Below are 16,479 nucleotides of genomic sequence, written 5' to 3' on the forward strand. Positions count from 1 at the left end.
AATTAAACTAGGCGATATCGTCTCTAAAACTTGCCTATTTGTATCAATCTATTGAGTGGCTTGTTTTTCGATGCTACTTTTATTGCATACCTTTATAAGTAGATACCGCACATGAGCCAAGAGAAAATAAAGCAATTTATCCTACAGAAAGTGACCGAGAACGGCATCTTTGATACTGAGATCCCTGGGGTGAAGCTGTTTCGTGAAGATCGCAGCATCCATTGCACGCCAGTCATTTATGAACCGGCGATCATTGCGATTTTAAGTGGTTCAAAAGAGGCGATATTGGAGGGTAAAAAATACCAATATGACCGTTCACAATATATGTGTTGCTCAATGTCGCTGCCTGTTGAGGCAGGTTCGCCTAAAGCATCCGTGGATAACCCGCTACTAGGGGTATACATTTCGTTAAATGTTAAAGCCATTACTGAACTTGCTATAAACATTGAAAGTACAAGGACTACGCGTGCCAAAAGTGGCAAAGATCAGACGCCTCAAGGTTTGGCCTTATCTCCTTGGAATGACAGTTTTAGTGACGCATTATGGCGACTTTTACAGCTTAGTGATGATCCTACGGGACGTGCCGTGCTAGGAAGTGTTCGCCTCACTGAGTTGTACTACGCCGTTTTAACGGGAGGGGCGGGTGAGTCCGCTTTGCGCGCCTTTGGCATAGGAAACGAAATTGCCCGTGCGATAGAGTATTTATCGGCCAATATCAAACAAACGGTGTCCATTGACGACATGGCCTCACAAATAGGAATGAGCCGCGCGGTATTACATAGAAAGTTTAAGCAAGCCACCATGATGTCGCCGATACAGTTTATGAAGTCATTGAAATTAAATAGTGCGGCGATGAAATTGACGGAAGGGAGCAATGTGAGCCAAGCGGCCTTAGAAGTAGGATATGCAAGTTCTTCTCAGTTTAGTCGAGAGTTCAAACGCATGTTTGGTCAGTCTCCAAAACAGTGGAGCCAAGCCTGTGAAATTGGGGGCAACTAAGGGGCAGGGTCTTGAGTGGGGTTTTGCTACTGAGTAAGAAGTTTCAGGGGGGGTTTTAGGCAATGATAGACTGAACCGTATGATCTTGGCGCTTTACATTTTCTTATAATTCCAACACTATCGAAATATAGTAAGCACGTAACGATAATTAAGGAAAAGCTATGTTAGCTGAGTGGATGAAACACAAAGACCAACTAAGAAGTTACATAGTGAAAAAAACGGGGGATCTCGACTTAGCCGATGATATTTTGCAGGAGGTTTACATTAAGGCTAGTCAAAAAATTGAACAGCTAGAAACAAGAGATAAGCTGCAGAATTGGCTGTATCGCATAACGCACAATACGATTATGGACAGTTATCGTGATCAGCAACCCTCTGAAGAGTTGGTGGACAATCTAGTTGCAGAGCACGTCTCCTCAGAGTTAATGAACTTGCAAGAGATGGGGCAGTGTTTACGTCCGATGTTGGATTGCCTGCCTGAGAAATACCGACAAGTGATGATTCTTGCCGAATTGGATGGATTGCCGCAGCAGGCTGTGGCTGACCAATTAGGCTTGTCCCTATCCGCAACAAAGAGTCGAATTCAGCGTGGTCGTGCAAAACTAAAAGATATTTTAACCGATTGCTGCAACATAGAGGTTGGCGGTGAAGGGATCGTCGATTTTCACCCTAAACCGAAGTGTGCAAACTTCGCCAAAAACAAACAGTGCGATGAATGAGTGTCATCATGAATTAGCACGGATAATCATCTTAAATGAGGTGTTTTTCCAGCACTATTTCTGACTACTTAATTACTGATTGGTATTAAATACGGGGGTGTACAACGGCGAAATGTTGACTATAACCAAGTAGTGACACCCTATTCGTACTCCTGAATCTAGGTTGTGCATCGGCGTTTAAAGTGTGTCGTGCTTTAAACGCCGGTATTGCCTCATAACGAAGGTGAAACAATGAACTTGTGTACTAAGCTCATTGTTTATGTGATTTACTGCTGTAATAAAGGGGCAGAGCAAGATGATGGCTGTGCACTTTTATCAAGACGACCGCTTAACCGAGTCAGTGCCAATGCCATGAGCACGATCACCGCTCCAATCCAAGGGGTATGCATTAACCCCATTTCAGAGACAACTAAACCACCACCCCAAGAGCCAACAGCAATACCAACGTTAAAGGCAGCAATGTTTAAACCAGAGGCAACGTCTACCGCGTCAGGGGTATGTTTTTCTGCCAGTTTTACCACATAAACTTGTAGGCCCGGCACATTTCCAAAAGCAAACGCTCCCCAAAGTAAAATGGTGGCCACCGCAAGGATGGGGTTAAAGGCGGTAAAGTTAAATAGGACTAAGATGGTGGCAAGCCCAGAAAAAATAATGGTCAATGCTTTTATTGGCCCCATTTTATCGGCCATTTTGCCTCCCCAAATATTGCCAATAGCCACTGATGCGCCGTAGACCAACATAATGACACTGATGGCATTGGCGCTAAATCCTGCTTCTTGTTGCAAAATGGGCGCAAGAAAAGTGAATGCGGTAAACGTACCGCCGTATCCAAGGGCTGTGATGGCATACACTAGCAGCAACCTTGGGTGAGTTAATACCTTCAATTGTGATGACAGTTTGGTAGCGACAGGCTGTGTTAAGTTATTAGGCACTAAGCAAGCGCTACCAATTACAGCAATAATCCCTAACAGAGCCACAATAAGAAACGTAGATTGCCAACCAAAGGTTTGACCTATGTAAGTGCCAAGTGGCACCCCAGTCACTAAAGCGACAGTTAATCCCGTAAACATAAGCGCAATGGCACTGGCCGCTTTGTCTTTTGCTACCAATCCTGTTGCAATCGTCGAGCCGATAGAGAAAAACACACCATGGGCTAAGCCGGTTAAAATGCGTGCGATGATCAGGGTGTGATAGTTAGGGGCTTGCCATGCAAGTAGGTTGCCAATCACAAACAGTGACATGAGAGTAAGCAGTACGTGCTTACGATTCCATTTTCCTGTTAATGCGGTTAAAACCGGTGCGCCAATGGCAACACCAAGGGCATAAAGACTCACTAATAGCCCAGCAGAGGGTAAGGAAACCTGTAAGTCTGTAGCCATCGTTGGGATCAGCCCAACGATAACAAATTCTGTTGTTCCAATAGCAAAGGCGCTGAGCGTCAATGCAAATAGTGCTAAGGGCATATCATTTACTCTCTTTAATTGGGTTGTAAAACGAAAGCGCAGTAACCAAGAGGATGATTCAGTATGCTGCGCCTTGATTCGATAAGGAGGATTCTGCACGGAAAGTTCATTGCAAAAAATAGGTTATTTAACAAATGATATTTGTAATAAATGCAATAATAGCTAGCGTTAACTGTGTTTATCACTCACAGTGAGTGATTATATTGAACACGGAAAAATGGCGATAAACGGAGATCGATGATGCGAACCAAGTCAGCGGATTTAGAAATTTTGCTTGCAGTTGTGGATACGGGAGGGTTTAGCGCGGCGGCCTCGAGCCTTGATATACAGGTGGCGCGAGTATCAAGAGCGGTGAGCAAAGTAGAAAGCCAACTTGGGGTGACCATATTAAACCGAACCACAAGACGCATTGAATTAACCGATGAAGGGCGGCAATTTCTCGACTCAGTGAGAGTGGGTTTAATGCAATTACAGCAGGCAGAAGAAGAGATCATATCTGGTGGAGAGTTACCGAAAGGGCGGTTACGCGTTGACGCCGCCAGTCCATTTATTTTTCACCAGTTAGTTCCCTTAGTTCAGCCGTTTAATCAAGCTTATCCGCACATTGAGCTAGAGCTAACGTCTAATGAAGGTTTTGTGGATTTACTGGAAAAGAAAACCGACATTGCCATTCGCATTGGTGCGTTAACTGACTCGACATTACATGCTCGCTCACTAGGAAAAAGCGCACTGTACATCGTGGCCTCACCGGATTATTTAGCAAGACGAGGAGTACCGAGTACCACAAGCGACTTAAGTGAACATGACATCATCGGATTTTCAACGCCTAAGACACTCAATGACTGGCCATTAAAAGGATTTACCCGTCAGGCCGCAAAAATGACCTCAAGTAACGGAGAAACGGTGAGACAACTGACTTTGATGGGAAATGGTATCGCCTGTTTATCTGGTTTTATGGTAAAGGAAGATCTTGCCCAAGGAAGGTTAATCTCATTGCTAGAAGGTGAAAAAACCCGCCATCCAGCCAGAGAGCAAGTGAACGCCGTTTATTATAAATCCTCATCTGTGGCTAAGCGGATCTCCGCGTTTATCGACTTTATTCATGGCAAGTTGGATCTCTAACCCCTTATAAAGGTGAAAGTGGCGCACAAACGTGCGCCTTGTATATAGGTATCGATTTGACGATTACATTGTGGAGATAGCAATAAAATAACCTGAAATAGTAGCCACGGACACACCGATTAATCCAGGTAACATGAAGCTATGATTTAATATGTATTTGCCAATTTTGGTGGTCCCTGAACGATCAAACTCAATGGCGGCCAAATCGCTTGGGTAAAATGGCAGTACGTAATACCCATAACAGGCAGGAATACAGCCAACTAACACAATAGGGTCGATACCCAGAGTGAAGCCCAGAGGGAACATGATGGTAAGCACAGCCGCTTGTGACTTTAAGAATACCGAAGCTCCAAACATTGCAAATGCAAACATCCAAGGGTAGTGACCAACAATACCGCTAATATTTTCAATAATCATGGGTTTATGATGGCCAATAATTGTATCGCTTAACCACGCAATACCGAAGATGATGATCACAGCGGACATACCAGCAGAAAAAACAGAGCTGGTGGCTATTTTCTTAGGATTAATTTTAGTGGTTAATAGAATAATCGCGCCTACGGAAAGCATTAAAAATTGGATGGCAGTGGACATTCCCACTCCATCTGGTAATAACGCTAAAGGCTTGCCCAATAGAGCGACAAATACCACGGTGGCAATACCAGTCAAGAACACCAATAGCCCTCTCTTGGCGACAGCATCTTCTTTAGGCGAAGCTTGTCCCATAGACTCATCAATAAGTGAGTTCTTAAACTCAGGATCACAGCAACGCTTGGCAAATGAATCATCTTTATCTAAGTCCTTACCACGGTGAAGACTGTAAAAACACCCTGCTAAAAGCCCTATAAACGTAGCTGGAATGGTAACCAATAAAACATCAATAAGTGATATATCAAGGTTGTTATCAAATGCCGTTGCCATAACGACGGCAGCCGCAGCTGCAATAGGACTTGCGGTGATCCCCATTTGCGAGGCGACAGTGCTCATAGCCATTGGCCGTTCAGGCCTGATGCCTTTTTTATAGGAAACATCATAAATCACGGGTAACAGTGGATAAACGGAGTGCCCAGTGCCAACCAGTACCGTTAAGGTATAAGTACACATAGGTCCAAGGAAGACGACATGCTCGGGGTGCTTTCTTAATAACTTTTCCGCATAAGTCACCAGTAACTTAAGACCACCAGTCACTTCCAGCGTGGCCGATGCGGAAACAACCGCTAAAATGATCAACATAACGCTGATAGGTGGACTACCAGGGGCTATACCGAAAACAAAAGCTAAAATGGATATACCCAAGCCACCAAGAAGGCCGAATGCGATACCTCCATGACGGATGCCAATAAAAATCACTACAAGCAATAACAAAAAATGAATACCAAACATTTTTCACCTCATAATTTTTTAAATTACATAACTGTTTAAATTACAACGTTATTTTACGCTTTATGGCATAGATTGTATTTGCCCTAATTGTTATGAAATATGTCTAAATAACACGATAACCTAACTAAATGAATAAGGTGAATGGTTATTATTTATGTGGGGAAGTAGCGGTTTAATTTATTTCATCACAACAGAGCGTGAGTCAGTACGGTATTCTGCTTCAATGTGAATAGGGGGAGATAGGCTTGCCTATCATCTAGGGCATTCTTTGCCACAAAACGAGACGATCCATGATTCATTTGCGTAATCTTGTGATTATTCAACTAACCATAGATTCGTCTCGTGTTGACAGTGCGTTATAAAAGATCGCGAACTCTAAAATAAGACATGGCTAATATCAGTGCTGGCGTTCTTAGCATACGTCCGCCGGGGAAGGGCATATGCGGAATTTTATCAAAGATGGCAAAGCGCTCTGCGGTTGTCGCGACACACTCAGCCATGAGCGTACCTGCCATACCCGTTGCGGCAATGCCGTGTCCGGAAAATCCTTGTGCGAAATAGACATTGGGCTTTAAACGGCCAAAGTGAGGAGCGCGGTTCATGGTGATGGCGACATTGCCTCCCCATGCGTAGTCGATTTTGGTATCTTTTAATTGCGGGAAAATATCGAGCATTCGTCCTTGCATCGCTTTTTCTAAATTGACTGGAGCCATACCAGAGTAACTGACTCGCCCGCCAAATAACATGCGATGGTCTCCAGAGCAGCGATAGTAATCGAGCACAAAATTAATATCACAAGCGGCGATATGGTCTTGCATAAGCGCCCCTGTTACCTCCTCCCCTAAAGGTTCAGTGGCGCAGATATAAGTGCCTACGGGCATGACTTTATTTTCAAGTTTTGACTCAAGGCCCTTCATATAAGCATTACAAGCTAGAATGACATGATTGGCCTTTACTTTGCCGTTCTTGGTGAAAAGGGTAGCGGGATCGCCGTGCTCAATTTGGTGTACGGAACTGTCTTCATAAAATTCGGCCCCTGCCAATTTAGCTGCATTGACAAGGCCTAATGTATAATTGAGAGGGTGCAGATGACCACTGTTGCTATCGAACATACCTGAGGTATATTTATCACTGGCAATGCGACTGCGCACTTGGTCCTGATCCCACAGGGTTAATGATTCATAGCCGTAGTTTTCAGTAAGATCGTCGTACCAAGATTGCAGCTCTTTATCGTGACGAGGTTTCATTGCCAGATGGGCCATTCCATCGCGCCAATCACAATCGATATTGTATTTATTAATGTTAGACTTGGTTAAGGCTAACGCTTCAACAGACACATCCCACAACTTTCTAGCATCGGATTTACCCACCAGTTTCTCAAGGGTATCTTGCTCAGAGGCCCAACCAAAAATCGCTTGACCACCACTACGACCAGATGCTCCCCAACCGACGCGGTTTGCTTCTAATACAATGACTTTAAAGCCTTTGTTGGCAAGTTCTAAAGCCGCGGTAGCGCCAGTTATTCCAGAACCAATCACACAAACGTCGGCAATGTGTTCTCCCGTGAGTTGTGGGAAATCAAATTGCTGGTTTTTTGAAGCAGCGTAATAGGAGTCTGTGTGTTTCTCTTTCATTGAGTATCCTTACTTATTTATACCACTGGTATTCTAACGGCGAGACTTGCGCTGAAAACCGCGCTTGTTCATGTTGCTTATTGGCTAAATACACTTTGCAAAATTCATCGCCAAAGCTGCGTTGCATAAATTGACTATGAGCAAATTCATGCAATGACATATCCCAAGAAATGGGCAGCATAGGTAACTCCAATAAAGAGGCGTCTCCCTCAATGGGGGCAGGGGGGATTAACTTGTTGTCTATGCCATCGAGTATGGACGCAAGCAACACGGCCACGGTTAAATAAGGATTGACGTCGGCCCCTGACAGGCGGTGTTCGATACGTTTGTCGGCTTTGCCACTGGCAGGCACGCGTACGGCGACGGTGCGATTGTCCCACCCCCATGTGGCATGAAGGGGCACAAACATATTGGGTTGAAGCCGACGGTATGAGTTAGCGTTAGGAGCGAAAATGGCCATGCTATCTTCAAGGTGCGCAAGGACGCCCGCAATGGCATTGAGCAATACGTCCTCATTATCCCCAAAAATATTGTTACCTTGTTTGTCTTGCAAACTGATGTGTACATGACAGCCATTGCCTGCATATTCGGTATAAGGCTTGGCCATAAAGTTGGCATAAAAGCCGTGTTTTTTAGCTACGGCTCTAACCACTCTTTTTAGCAGCATTGCTTGGTCGCAAGCCAATAAAACGTCATTAGTGTGCTTTAGATTAACTTCGAACTGTCCTGGGGCGTATTCGGCGGTAATGTTCTCCGCAGGAATGTTTTGTTCATTGCAACAGCTGATCACTTCATCGAGAAAAGCTTTAAATTCATCGAGCTCTTCTAGGGAATAAACTTGTGTTTGAGTCATTCTTTCGCCACTAATGGGCATCAAAGGCGGTTGAGGGTTTCCCCCTTCGTCCGTCTCAAGGTCTTGCAGATAAAACTCCAGTTCAACGGCGATACAAGGGGTTAAGTGTTTGGCCGCAAGCTTATCTAGTTGCACTTCTAGTACATGGCGGGGGTCGGCAAAAAATGGTTGATTTGTGCTAGGTTCAAACATGGTAACGATAGCCTGTGCGCTATTTTCTTGCCATGGCGTGGTGGTGAGTGAACTGGTCACCAGACGACATATTCTGTCACCGTCACCCTTTTCAAAACCAAGGCCTGTTTCCTCTACCGTTTCTCCGCAAATATCCAGTGCAAACACCGAAGCCGGTAAGCAGATACCTTGCTGCAGAACTTTATTGAGCTGAGAAAGGGGAATACGTTTTCCTCTGACGACACCATTCATATCAAACAGGATCAAATCTAATGTTGTGACCTCTGGGTGCTGTTCAACGAATCGTTCAATGGCTAGCGTGTCGTAGCTAACGGGTATTTGAGCGATGTCGTCAGTGCTGTTTGATCCTTGACTTGTTCCCACTGTGGTTCCTCCACTTTTTCCAACATATCCTTAATTGGCTAGCATTGCGCTGTTTTTTTGTACTGTTGGATGCTTTACAACCATAGACGTAATGTTCAGTAAAAGACAACAGTAATGCATATAAAATGTTAAATTTAGCCATGTGAGCATCATAATAATTAACATACTTGTTTGACAATTGTACAGTTTGGTGCCAATTCTAAATGGAGCTTATTGATATATTCGCTAAGAAAACAACCAAAAGAAGGATTTATGGAAACGATTAGGGAATGGATAAAGAAGAACCGTATTACTGAAGTTGAGTGTTTGATCCCAGATATTACAGGCAATGCTCGAGGCAAAATCATGCCCGCAAAAAAATTCCTTCGAGAAGGGGGCATGCGTCTACCCGAAGTGGTTTTTTTCCAGACCGTAACCGGAGATTGGCCCGATGATGAAAGCATGATTGATCTGACAGAAAAAGACATGATTTTAGAGCCGGACCCTAATTCTATCCGCTTTGTACCCTGGACCAAAGAGCCTACGGCGCAAGTGATTCATGACTGTTATACCGTTGACGGCGACTCCGTTGATGTCTCTCCTCGTGCCGTATTGCGCAGAGTGTTAGAGCTGTATGAAAAAGAAGGCTGGAAGCCGGTTGTCGCCCCAGAATTAGAGTTCTTTTTAGTGAAGAAAAACCTCGATTGGGATTATCCATTGGAACCACCTATTGGCCGTAATGGTCGCCCCGAAACCGCCCGTCAGTCGTTTAGTATTGATGCCGTCAACGAGTTTGACCCTATCTTTGAGGACATGTACGACTACTGCGAAGCGCAGCAGTTGGATGTGGATACATTGGTTCACGAATCTGGCGCAGCGCAAATGGAACTGAACTTTGATCATGGTGAACCACTTAACCTTGCCGATCAGGTGTTTTTGTTTAAACGTACCGTGCGTGAAGCGGCGTTAAGCCATGATGTGTATGCCACTTTTATGGCAAAACCTATGGAAGATGAGCCGGGCAGTTCCATGCATATCCATCAAAGTTTAGTGGATAAAAACGGGGACAATTTATTTGCTAACGAAGATGGAACAAACAGTGAACTGTTCCTCAATTATATTGCTGGAATGCAAAAATATACCCCCGCTGCCATCGCCTTTTTTGCCCCTAATGTGAACTCTTATCGCCGTTTAGTTTTTGGAGAATCTGCACCAACAAACGTGGCTTGGGGAGAAGATAACCGCACGGTTGGCATACGTGTTCCCAATTCCGATAAAAACGCCAAACGTGTAGAAAATCGCTATCCTGGAGCAGATGCCAATCCCTATTTAGCCATGGCGTTAACCCTTGCTTGTGGGTATTTAGGCATGAAGGAAAAACTGACCCCCACCGCCAAAAGTACCGGCGACATGACCACTGAACCGTACTCATTGCCGCGTAACCTCGAAGATGCCCTAGTGTTACTAGAAAACAGTGACCAATTAAGAGAGATATTAGGTGACCGATTCGTGTCTGCTTATGTGGCCATTAAGCGTAAAGAGTACCGAACCTATTTCCAAGTGATCAGTTCTTGGGAAAGAGAATTTTTATTACTAAACGTTTAATACTGGCAACGCTATAGGGGTTGTCAGTGGTTAATAATGAGAAATGGAATTAAGTTATGTCACAGCAAACAGAGTCGGAGTGGGTAGCACAAGACAGTGCTCACTGCTTGCATCCATTTACCAACTTTAAAGCACTTAATGATAAAGGCTCGCGCGTGATTACCCGAGCGGAAGGTATCTATATTTATGATAGCGAAGGTAACAAAATCCTCGATGGTATGGCGGGATTGTGGTGCGTCAACATGGGATACAGTTGTCAGCCATTGATTGATGCGGCAACAAAGCAAATGCAAGAGTTGCCGTATTACAACTTGTTTTTCCAAACCACCCATCCACCAGCGGTGGAGTTGTCCACTTTGCTTGCTGAAATTGCACCTGAGGGGATGAACCATGTCTTTTATACCGGTTCAGGTTCGGAGTGCAATGACACTGTAGTACGCATGGTTCGTCATTATTGGTCCAGCTTAGGTCAGCCAAACAAACAGACCATTATCAGTCGCAAAAATGCCTATCACGGCAGCACGATGGCCGGTGCTAGCCTTGGGGGGATGGAATTTATGCATGCCCAAGGGGGGCTACCACTGCCCAATATCGTGCATATTGACCAGCCATACCATTTTGCTGAAGGGCAAGGTATGGATGCTAATGAATTTGGTTTACAGCGCGCCCAGCAGTTGGAAGCCACAATTTTGCAATTAGGTGAAGACAATGTCGCCGCTTTTATTGCTGAGCCTATCCAAGGTGCGGGTGGGGTGATTATTCCTCCGGATAGCTACTGGCCAGAGATTCAGCGCATCTGTGATAAATATGCCATTTTACTGGTGGTGGATGAGGTGATTTGTGGCTTTGGCCGCACGGGAGAATGGTTTGCCAGTCAAACTTTCAACATCAAGCCCGATTTAATGTGTATGGCTAAAGGCATTACCTCCGGTTATTTACCCCTCGGGGGCGTGATGGTCAAAGACCATGTAGCGCAAGTGCTCACAGAAGCGGATACCGAATTTGCCCACGGCTTTACTTATTCCGGTCATCCTGCGGCGTGTGCCGTCGCCATTGCCAACATCAAAGAGATGCAAAAACACAACATTGTAAGCCGTGTTCGACAAGATATTGCCCCTTATTTTGCTTCTCGTTGGAGCGAATTATTGGCCCATCCTATGGTCGCGCAAGCGAGGACAAAAGGCTTGGTCGGTGCCATTGAATTGGTCAAAGATAAGACGACGAATGCCCGTTATGACAAACAGCTTGATGTAGGCACTCAGTGTCGTGAGCACTGTTTTGCTGCGGGTGTGGTGTTGCGTGCGGTGGGCGACACCATGATTTGTTCGCCACCTTTGATCATTACTCGCGAACAAATTGATGAATTTATTGAAAAAACCAAAATTGCCTTAGATCACACACTCGCCGACATTGCGCATTAGCCGACGAGACTTATACCCCAAGGTATTAACCAAGAGCAACTGGAACGGAGATCCAAATGGATAAGATGAAAACATGCTTTAGCGTTGCGTTAGGGATGACGATAGGGCTTAGCGCTATGACATCCCATGCCGCAGAGGAAAAAGTACTCAATATTTATAATTGGTCTGATTACATTGCAGAAGATACGATTAAAAAGTTTGAACAAGAGACGGGCATCAAGGTGGTTTACGATGTGTTCGATTCAAACGAAGTGTTGGAAGCAAAAATTCTATCCGGAAACACTGGCTTTGATTTAGTGGTGCCAAGTAATGACTTTTTAGGGCGTCAAGCGAAAGCCGGAGCTTTCCAAAAGTTGGATAAGTCTAAACTGACCAATTACAAAAATTTAGATCCGAAACTGATGGGCATTCTTGCGGAAACCGTTGATCCAGACAATGCCTACTCTGTGCCTTATTTATGGGGAACCACCGGAATAGGTTACAACGTTGAAAAAGTCACCGCAGCACTGGGTGCGGATGCGCCAGTGGACAGTTGGGATTTGGTGTTTAAGCCCGAGAATATGGAGAAGCTATCCAAATGTGGGGTGGGTTTCTTAAACGCGCCAACAGAAGTTATGGCTGCCGCATTGAACTACATAGGTAAAGATCCTAACAGTACTAATCCTGACGACTACAAAAAAGATGCGTTGGCGTTACTAAAACAAGTGCGCCCTTATGTTACGTATTTCCATTCATCTCAATACATTAACGATCTTGCTAATGGTGATATTTGTGTCGCCATTGGTTGGTCTGGGGATGTATTACAAGCAGCCGACCGCGCCGCAGAAGCGGACAATGGTGTCGAGGTGGCGTATTCGATTCCTAAAGAAGGCGCACTGGCGTGGTTTGATCTAATGGCCATACCAAAAGGGGCCAAACACCCACAAAATGCCCACTTGTTTATTGATTACCTGCTTCGTCCAGAAGTGATTGCAGAGGTGAGTAATTACGTGTGGTATGCCAATCCAAACCTGCCATCACGTGAGTTTGTAGATGCTGACATCTTAAATGATCCCGGCATTTATCCAACACAAGAGGCGCAAGCCAAACTGTATAGCTCAAAGATGTTACCTCATAAAACATCTCGCGCTATGACTCGCGCTTGGACAGATTTTTTGAAGAACTAAAGCAACACTGATATTGGCGACTCTGTTTGAGTCGCCAATTTACTTGGAGACTACAATGACAGTGACGTCAATCGAGACAAAGCTCAACCACGAACACAGTGCACCCGCTCTTCCAAAACCGCTATTAGAAATCCGTGGTTTAACCAAGGAGTTTGATGGTCATCCTGCGGTGGATAATATTGATTTAACCATTAATCAAGGGGAGCTGTTTGCGTTACTTGGTGCATCGGGTTGCGGAAAATCGACTTTATTGAGAATGCTGGCAGGATTTGAACAGCCCAGTGCCGGACAGATCATTTTGGATGGGCAAGACTTAGCGGAGATCCCTCCCTATAAACGTCCAGTCAATATGATGTTTCAATCGTATGCTCTGTTTCCACACATGACAGTGGAAAGGAATATTGCTTACGGCTTAGAGCAAGACCGCATGCCGAGCAAACAAAGAGCTGAAACGGTCAAGCATATGCTGGAATTGGTGCGTATGAGTGACTTTGCCAAGCGCAAACCTCATCAACTCTCCGGTGGTCAGAAACAGCGCGTTGCGTTAGCGCGAAGCCTAGCAAAAAAACCAAAACTGTTGTTATTAGATGAGCCCATGGGAGCGCTAGATAAGAGCCTACGTGAAAAAATGCAACTTGAAGTGGTGGACATTTTAGAAAGTGTCGGCGTGACCTGTGTCATGGTGACCCACGATCAAGAAGAAGCGATGACAATGGCCAGCCGCATTGCCATCATGAATAAAGGGCAGTTTGTCCAAATTGGCTCCCCTGAGGCGATTTATGAACATCCAAACTCCAAATTCTCCGCTAAATTTATTGGTTCCGTGAATATCTTCGAAGGGATTTTAGACACCAACTTGAGTGATAAATCCACAGTTAGAACCCCAGATCTTCCCAACGTTATTACGATAAATCACGGCATCTCTGGTGCACCTGGCATTCCTGTGATGATAGCGGTGCGACCTGAAAAAATGACCCTTTGTGAGCACACGTATCAAGGGAGTAATACTTGCAGTGGTGTGGTGAAAGACATTGCTTATATGGGCAATCAGTCTATTTATCATGTGCGATTAGACTCGGGAAAAATGGTGACAGCCACACTGCAAAACACCAGTCGGGTGAGAAAAGGCATGCCCACATGGGAACAACGAGTCAACTTATGCTGGGATATGGACAGTTGCGTGGTACTTAAACTATGAACAAACAAGCCAAACTTAATCTTTGGCGTATTATACCAACGCCTAAATGCTTACTTCTTGCAGTGCCTTATGGCTGGTTGCTGCTGTTCTTTTTGTTGCCGTTTTTAATTGTTTTTAAAATAAGCTTTGCAGAAGCTCAGATCTCCATTCCCCCGTATTCAGAGCTCATCAGTTACGCCGAACAACAATTACAGTTGTTGCTCAATGTAGGTAGCTACCAATATCTTATTGAAGATGATCTGTATGTGTCTTCGTATTTACAGTCAATTAGAATTGCGTTGGTGTCCACGGTATTGTGTTTGCTGATTGGATTTCCAATTGCGTGGGCAATAGTCCATTCCACCCCCTCCACACGAAACGTGCTCTTGATGCTGATTATTTTGCCATCTTGGACCAGTTTTTTAATTCGGGTGTACGCGTGGATCGGCATACTTAAAAATAATGGGCTATTGAATAATGTTCTGCTATCAGTAGGGGTTATCGATGAGCCATTGAAAATACTGCATACCGATACCGCCGTGTATATCGGCATAATTTATACTTATCTGCCATTTATGGTGTTGCCCCTCTATACCGCCTTAATGCGAGTGGATTATTCACTATTAGAAGCGGCCAGCGATTTGGGGGCTAAACCCATTACCACTTTATTCACCATACTGGTGCCACTGACTAAAGCGGGCATTATTGCCGGTTCGATGTTGGTGTTCATCCCTGCGGTGGGGGAATTTGTGATTCCTGAATTGCTCGGCGGACCCGATACCGTATTAATTGGTAAAGTGCTGTGGCAAGAGTTTTTCAATAATCGGGATTGGCCTGTGGCGTCTGCCGTGGCTATTGTGATGCTGGTTATTTTGATGTTGCCGATTTTATGGTTCCATCGCTATCAAAAACGTGAACTGGAGGCGCAAGGATGAACATTCCTGTGTACAACAGCAAACTAAAGTGGGCCATTCTTGCAGCAGGCTTCACCTTCTTATATTTGCCTATTTTTATTTTGATCATCTACTCATTTAATGAGAACCGTTTGGTAACGGTTTGGTCGGGATTCTCTTTCAAATGGTATTTTGAGCTACTGGAAGACGATCTACTCATGGGCGGGGTGAAACTGAGCTTAATAATAGGCTTCTTATCGGCCAGTGCTGCTGTGGTTCTTGGCACCATTGCCGCTTTTGTGGTGAGTCGTTTTGGTAAGTTTAGAGGAGAGACGGGTTTTGCCTTTATGATCACCGCTCCCTTAGTGATGCCAGAGGTGATTACCGGCCTTTCTTTGTTGCTTCTGTTTATCTCTATGGGCCAAGTGTTTGATCTATTTAGTCAACGAGGCATGATGACCATTTGGATTGCCCATGTCACCTTCTGTACCGCCTATGTCACTGTGGTGGTGAGCTCTCGGTTGCAAGAAGTGGATAGATCTGTAGAAGAGGCCGCAATGGATTTGGGCGCGCCCCCATGGAAGGTGTTCTTCCAAATTACCTTACCATCCATTTCTCCGGCAATTTTGGCCGGTTGGTTGCTCGCTTTTACTTTGTCTTTGGATGATTTAGTGATTGCCAGCTTTGTATCAGGCCCCAGTGCCACAACATTGCCTATGGTGGTGTTCTCAAGTGTGCGTTTAGGGGTGAGTCCTAAAATCAACGCCTTAGCAACGTTAACTATTTTAGCGGTCGCAGCAGCCACCTTTATCGCGTGGTGGCTGATGGCCAGAGCGGAGAAACGTCGGCTACTTGAGATGAAAATGAGCCAGTAATAACCAGCACACTGAAAGTCGTCATGACTCTGTTCTTTTTGGAGAAAAACATGGATGTAGGCAAACAACTAAAAACAATTCGCACGATGCGCGGCTTGTCCCAGCGCGAACTGGCCAAGCGAAGTGGTGTTACCAACTCCATGATTTCTCAAATAGAGCAAAATTTAGTCAACCCTTCTGTGGGATCATTGAAAAAGATCCTCGATGCGATCCCTATCTCTATGGGTGAGTTTTTTACTTTAGACGTTGAGCCCAAAGACGATATTTTCTTTACCGCAGAGCAGATGTCGGATCTTGGGGATGGCAAAATAAAAATGTTGCTGGTGGGAGCGAAACGCGAAGGACGTCAATTGGCCGTGCTAAGGGAGATTTATCCTCCGGGCTCAGATACGGGGACTGACTTTATCGAGCATGATGGCGAAGAGGGCGGAGTGATCATTCGTGGTGAAATTGAAATTACCGTAGGCAGTCATACTCGAGTGCTGAAAGCGGGGGATTCTTACTACTTTGAAACCCGTAAACCGCACCGTTTTCGCAATCGAGCAAAAGTGGAGTGTGAGCTCATTAGTGCGGCGACGCCACCAACCTTCTAAAGCGTTTTTTATGCAGTGAACGAAAAGGCCTAGCTTGCGCTA

General features: G+C 45.0%; 14 protein-coding genes. 10 read left to right on the forward strand and 4 right to left on the reverse strand.

All coding sequences use genetic code 11. The features are described from left to right. Positions 1-111: 111 nt before the first annotated feature. A complete protein-coding gene (locus OCU56_RS13880) occupies positions 112-999 on the forward strand; it encodes an AraC family transcriptional regulator (RefSeq protein ID WP_261875325.1) in 888 nt (295 codons plus the stop codon). Between the two features lie 161 nt (positions 1,000-1,160). Further along, positions 1,161-1,718 carry an RNA polymerase sigma factor SigZ gene (sigZ, locus tag OCU56_RS13885; protein ID WP_261875326.1) on the forward strand — a complete coding sequence of 186 codons (558 nt, stop codon included), beginning with the start codon at positions 1,161-1,163 and terminating at the stop codon, positions 1,716-1,718. A gap of 266 nt (positions 1,719-1,984) precedes the next feature. On the opposite strand, the gene OCU56_RS13890 is transcribed toward sigZ, so the two are convergent. Beyond that, on the reverse strand, positions 1,985-3,181 hold the full coding sequence (locus OCU56_RS13890) for an MFS transporter (protein ID WP_261875616.1): 1,197 nt from the start codon (positions 3,179-3,181) through the stop codon (positions 1,985-1,987). Positions 3,182-3,421: 240 nt separating this feature from the next. On the opposite strand from OCU56_RS13890, the gene OCU56_RS13895 reads away from it, so the two are divergent. Continuing rightward, positions 3,422-4,303 (forward strand): LysR family transcriptional regulator, encoded by an 882-nt coding sequence (locus tag OCU56_RS13895; RefSeq protein WP_261875617.1) that lies wholly within the window; start codon positions 3,422-3,424, stop codon positions 4,301-4,303. Between the two features lie 63 nt (positions 4,304-4,366). On the opposite strand, the gene OCU56_RS13900 is transcribed toward OCU56_RS13895, so the two are convergent. The 3 genes from OCU56_RS13900 to OCU56_RS13910 all read right to left on the reverse strand — a co-directional run bounded on the left by OCU56_RS13900 (position 4,367) and on the right by OCU56_RS13910 (position 8,692). Then, a complete protein-coding gene (locus tag OCU56_RS13900) occupies positions 4,367-5,686 on the reverse strand; it encodes an anaerobic C4-dicarboxylate transporter (RefSeq protein WP_261875327.1) in 1,320 nt (439 codons plus the stop codon). 356 nt (positions 5,687-6,042) lie between these two features. After that, complete coding sequence (locus OCU56_RS13905) at positions 6,043-7,320, reverse strand: NAD(P)/FAD-dependent oxidoreductase (protein WP_261875328.1); 1,278 nt, start codon at positions 7,318-7,320, stop codon at positions 6,043-6,045. A 13-nt stretch (positions 7,321-7,333) separates the two neighbouring features. Next, positions 7,334-8,692 carry a glutamine synthetase family protein gene (locus OCU56_RS13910; RefSeq protein WP_315973194.1) on the reverse strand — a complete coding sequence of 453 codons (1,359 nt, stop codon included), beginning with the start codon at positions 8,690-8,692 and terminating at the stop codon, positions 7,334-7,336. Positions 8,693-8,980: 288 nt separating this feature from the next. Here OCU56_RS13910 and OCU56_RS13915 point away from each other — a divergent pair, with 288 nt between their 5' ends. Genes OCU56_RS13915 through OCU56_RS13945 form a run of 7 tightly spaced genes read left to right on the forward strand, consistent with a single transcriptional unit; the run spans position 8,981 to position 16,437 of the window. After that, complete coding sequence (locus OCU56_RS13915) at positions 8,981-10,312, forward strand: glutamine synthetase family protein (protein ID WP_261875330.1); 1,332 nt, start codon at positions 8,981-8,983, stop codon at positions 10,310-10,312. 56 nt (positions 10,313-10,368) lie between these two features. Continuing rightward, positions 10,369-11,733 (forward strand): aspartate aminotransferase family protein, encoded by a 1,365-nt coding sequence (locus OCU56_RS13920; RefSeq protein ID WP_261875331.1) that lies wholly within the window; start codon positions 10,369-10,371, stop codon positions 11,731-11,733. Positions 11,734-11,789: 56 nt separating this feature from the next. Next, positions 11,790-12,899, forward strand: a complete 1,110-nt coding sequence (locus tag OCU56_RS13925; RefSeq protein WP_261875332.1) for an extracellular solute-binding protein — start codon at positions 11,790-11,792, stop codon at positions 12,897-12,899. A 55-nt stretch (positions 12,900-12,954) separates the two neighbouring features. Further along, positions 12,955-14,097, forward strand: coding sequence for a putrescine ABC transporter ATP-binding subunit PotG (gene potG, locus OCU56_RS13930; RefSeq protein ID WP_261875333.1), 1,143 nt, complete (start codon positions 12,955-12,957; stop codon positions 14,095-14,097). Continuing rightward, the gene (potH, locus tag OCU56_RS13935) at positions 14,094-15,011 is read left to right on the forward strand and encodes a putrescine ABC transporter permease PotH (protein ID WP_261875334.1); all 918 of its coding nucleotides are present in this window, start codon (positions 14,094-14,096) and stop codon (positions 15,009-15,011) included. Before potG ends, potH begins: the two co-directional genes overlap by 4 nt. Further along, positions 15,008-15,844: an ABC transporter permease subunit gene (locus OCU56_RS13940; RefSeq protein WP_261875335.1), complete on the forward strand. Its 837-nt coding sequence runs from the start codon at positions 15,008-15,010 to the stop codon at positions 15,842-15,844. Before potH ends, OCU56_RS13940 begins: the two co-directional genes overlap by 4 nt. A gap of 50 nt (positions 15,845-15,894) precedes the next feature. Further along, positions 15,895-16,437, forward strand: a complete 543-nt coding sequence (locus OCU56_RS13945) for a cupin domain-containing protein (protein ID WP_261875336.1) — start codon at positions 15,895-15,897, stop codon at positions 16,435-16,437. The last annotated feature ends 42 nt before the right edge of the window (positions 16,438-16,479 follow it).

Origin of the sequence: Vibrio rarus (assembly GCF_024347075.1) — a bacterium.
Classification (GTDB): Bacteria; Pseudomonadota; Gammaproteobacteria; order Enterobacterales; family Vibrionaceae; genus Vibrio; species Vibrio rarus.

What these genes read in the sequence shown, in the direction of transcription:
- OCU56_RS13880 (WP_261875325.1), top strand. Translation starts at nt 112, where the DNA reads ATGAGCCAAGAGAAAATAAAGCAATTTATCCTACAGAAAGTGACCGAG.
- sigZ (WP_261875326.1), top strand. Translation starts at nt 1,161, where the DNA reads ATGTTAGCTGAGTGGATGAAACACAAAGACCAACTAAGAAGTTACATA.
- OCU56_RS13890 (WP_261875616.1), bottom strand. Translation starts at nt 3,181, where the DNA reads ATGCCCTTAGCACTATTTGCATTGACGCTCAGCGCCTTTGCTATTGGA.
- OCU56_RS13895 (WP_261875617.1), top strand. Translation starts at nt 3,422, where the DNA reads ATGCGAACCAAGTCAGCGGATTTAGAAATTTTGCTTGCAGTTGTGGAT.
- OCU56_RS13900 (WP_261875327.1), bottom strand. Translation starts at nt 5,686, where the DNA reads ATGTTTGGTATTCATTTTTTGTTATTGCTTGTAGTGATTTTTATTGGC.
- OCU56_RS13905 (WP_261875328.1), bottom strand. Translation starts at nt 7,320, where the DNA reads ATGAAAGAGAAACACACAGACTCCTATTACGCTGCTTCAAAAAACCAG.
- OCU56_RS13915 (WP_261875330.1), top strand. Translation starts at nt 8,981, where the DNA reads ATGGAAACGATTAGGGAATGGATAAAGAAGAACCGTATTACTGAAGTT.
- OCU56_RS13920 (WP_261875331.1), top strand. Translation starts at nt 10,369, where the DNA reads ATGTCACAGCAAACAGAGTCGGAGTGGGTAGCACAAGACAGTGCTCAC.
- OCU56_RS13925 (WP_261875332.1), top strand. Translation starts at nt 11,790, where the DNA reads ATGGATAAGATGAAAACATGCTTTAGCGTTGCGTTAGGGATGACGATA.
- potG (WP_261875333.1), top strand. Translation starts at nt 12,955, where the DNA reads ATGACAGTGACGTCAATCGAGACAAAGCTCAACCACGAACACAGTGCA.
- potH (WP_261875334.1), top strand. Translation starts at nt 14,094, where the DNA reads ATGAACAAACAAGCCAAACTTAATCTTTGGCGTATTATACCAACGCCT.
- OCU56_RS13940 (WP_261875335.1), top strand. Translation starts at nt 15,008, where the DNA reads ATGAACATTCCTGTGTACAACAGCAAACTAAAGTGGGCCATTCTTGCA.
- OCU56_RS13945 (WP_261875336.1), top strand. Translation starts at nt 15,895, where the DNA reads ATGGATGTAGGCAAACAACTAAAAACAATTCGCACGATGCGCGGCTTG.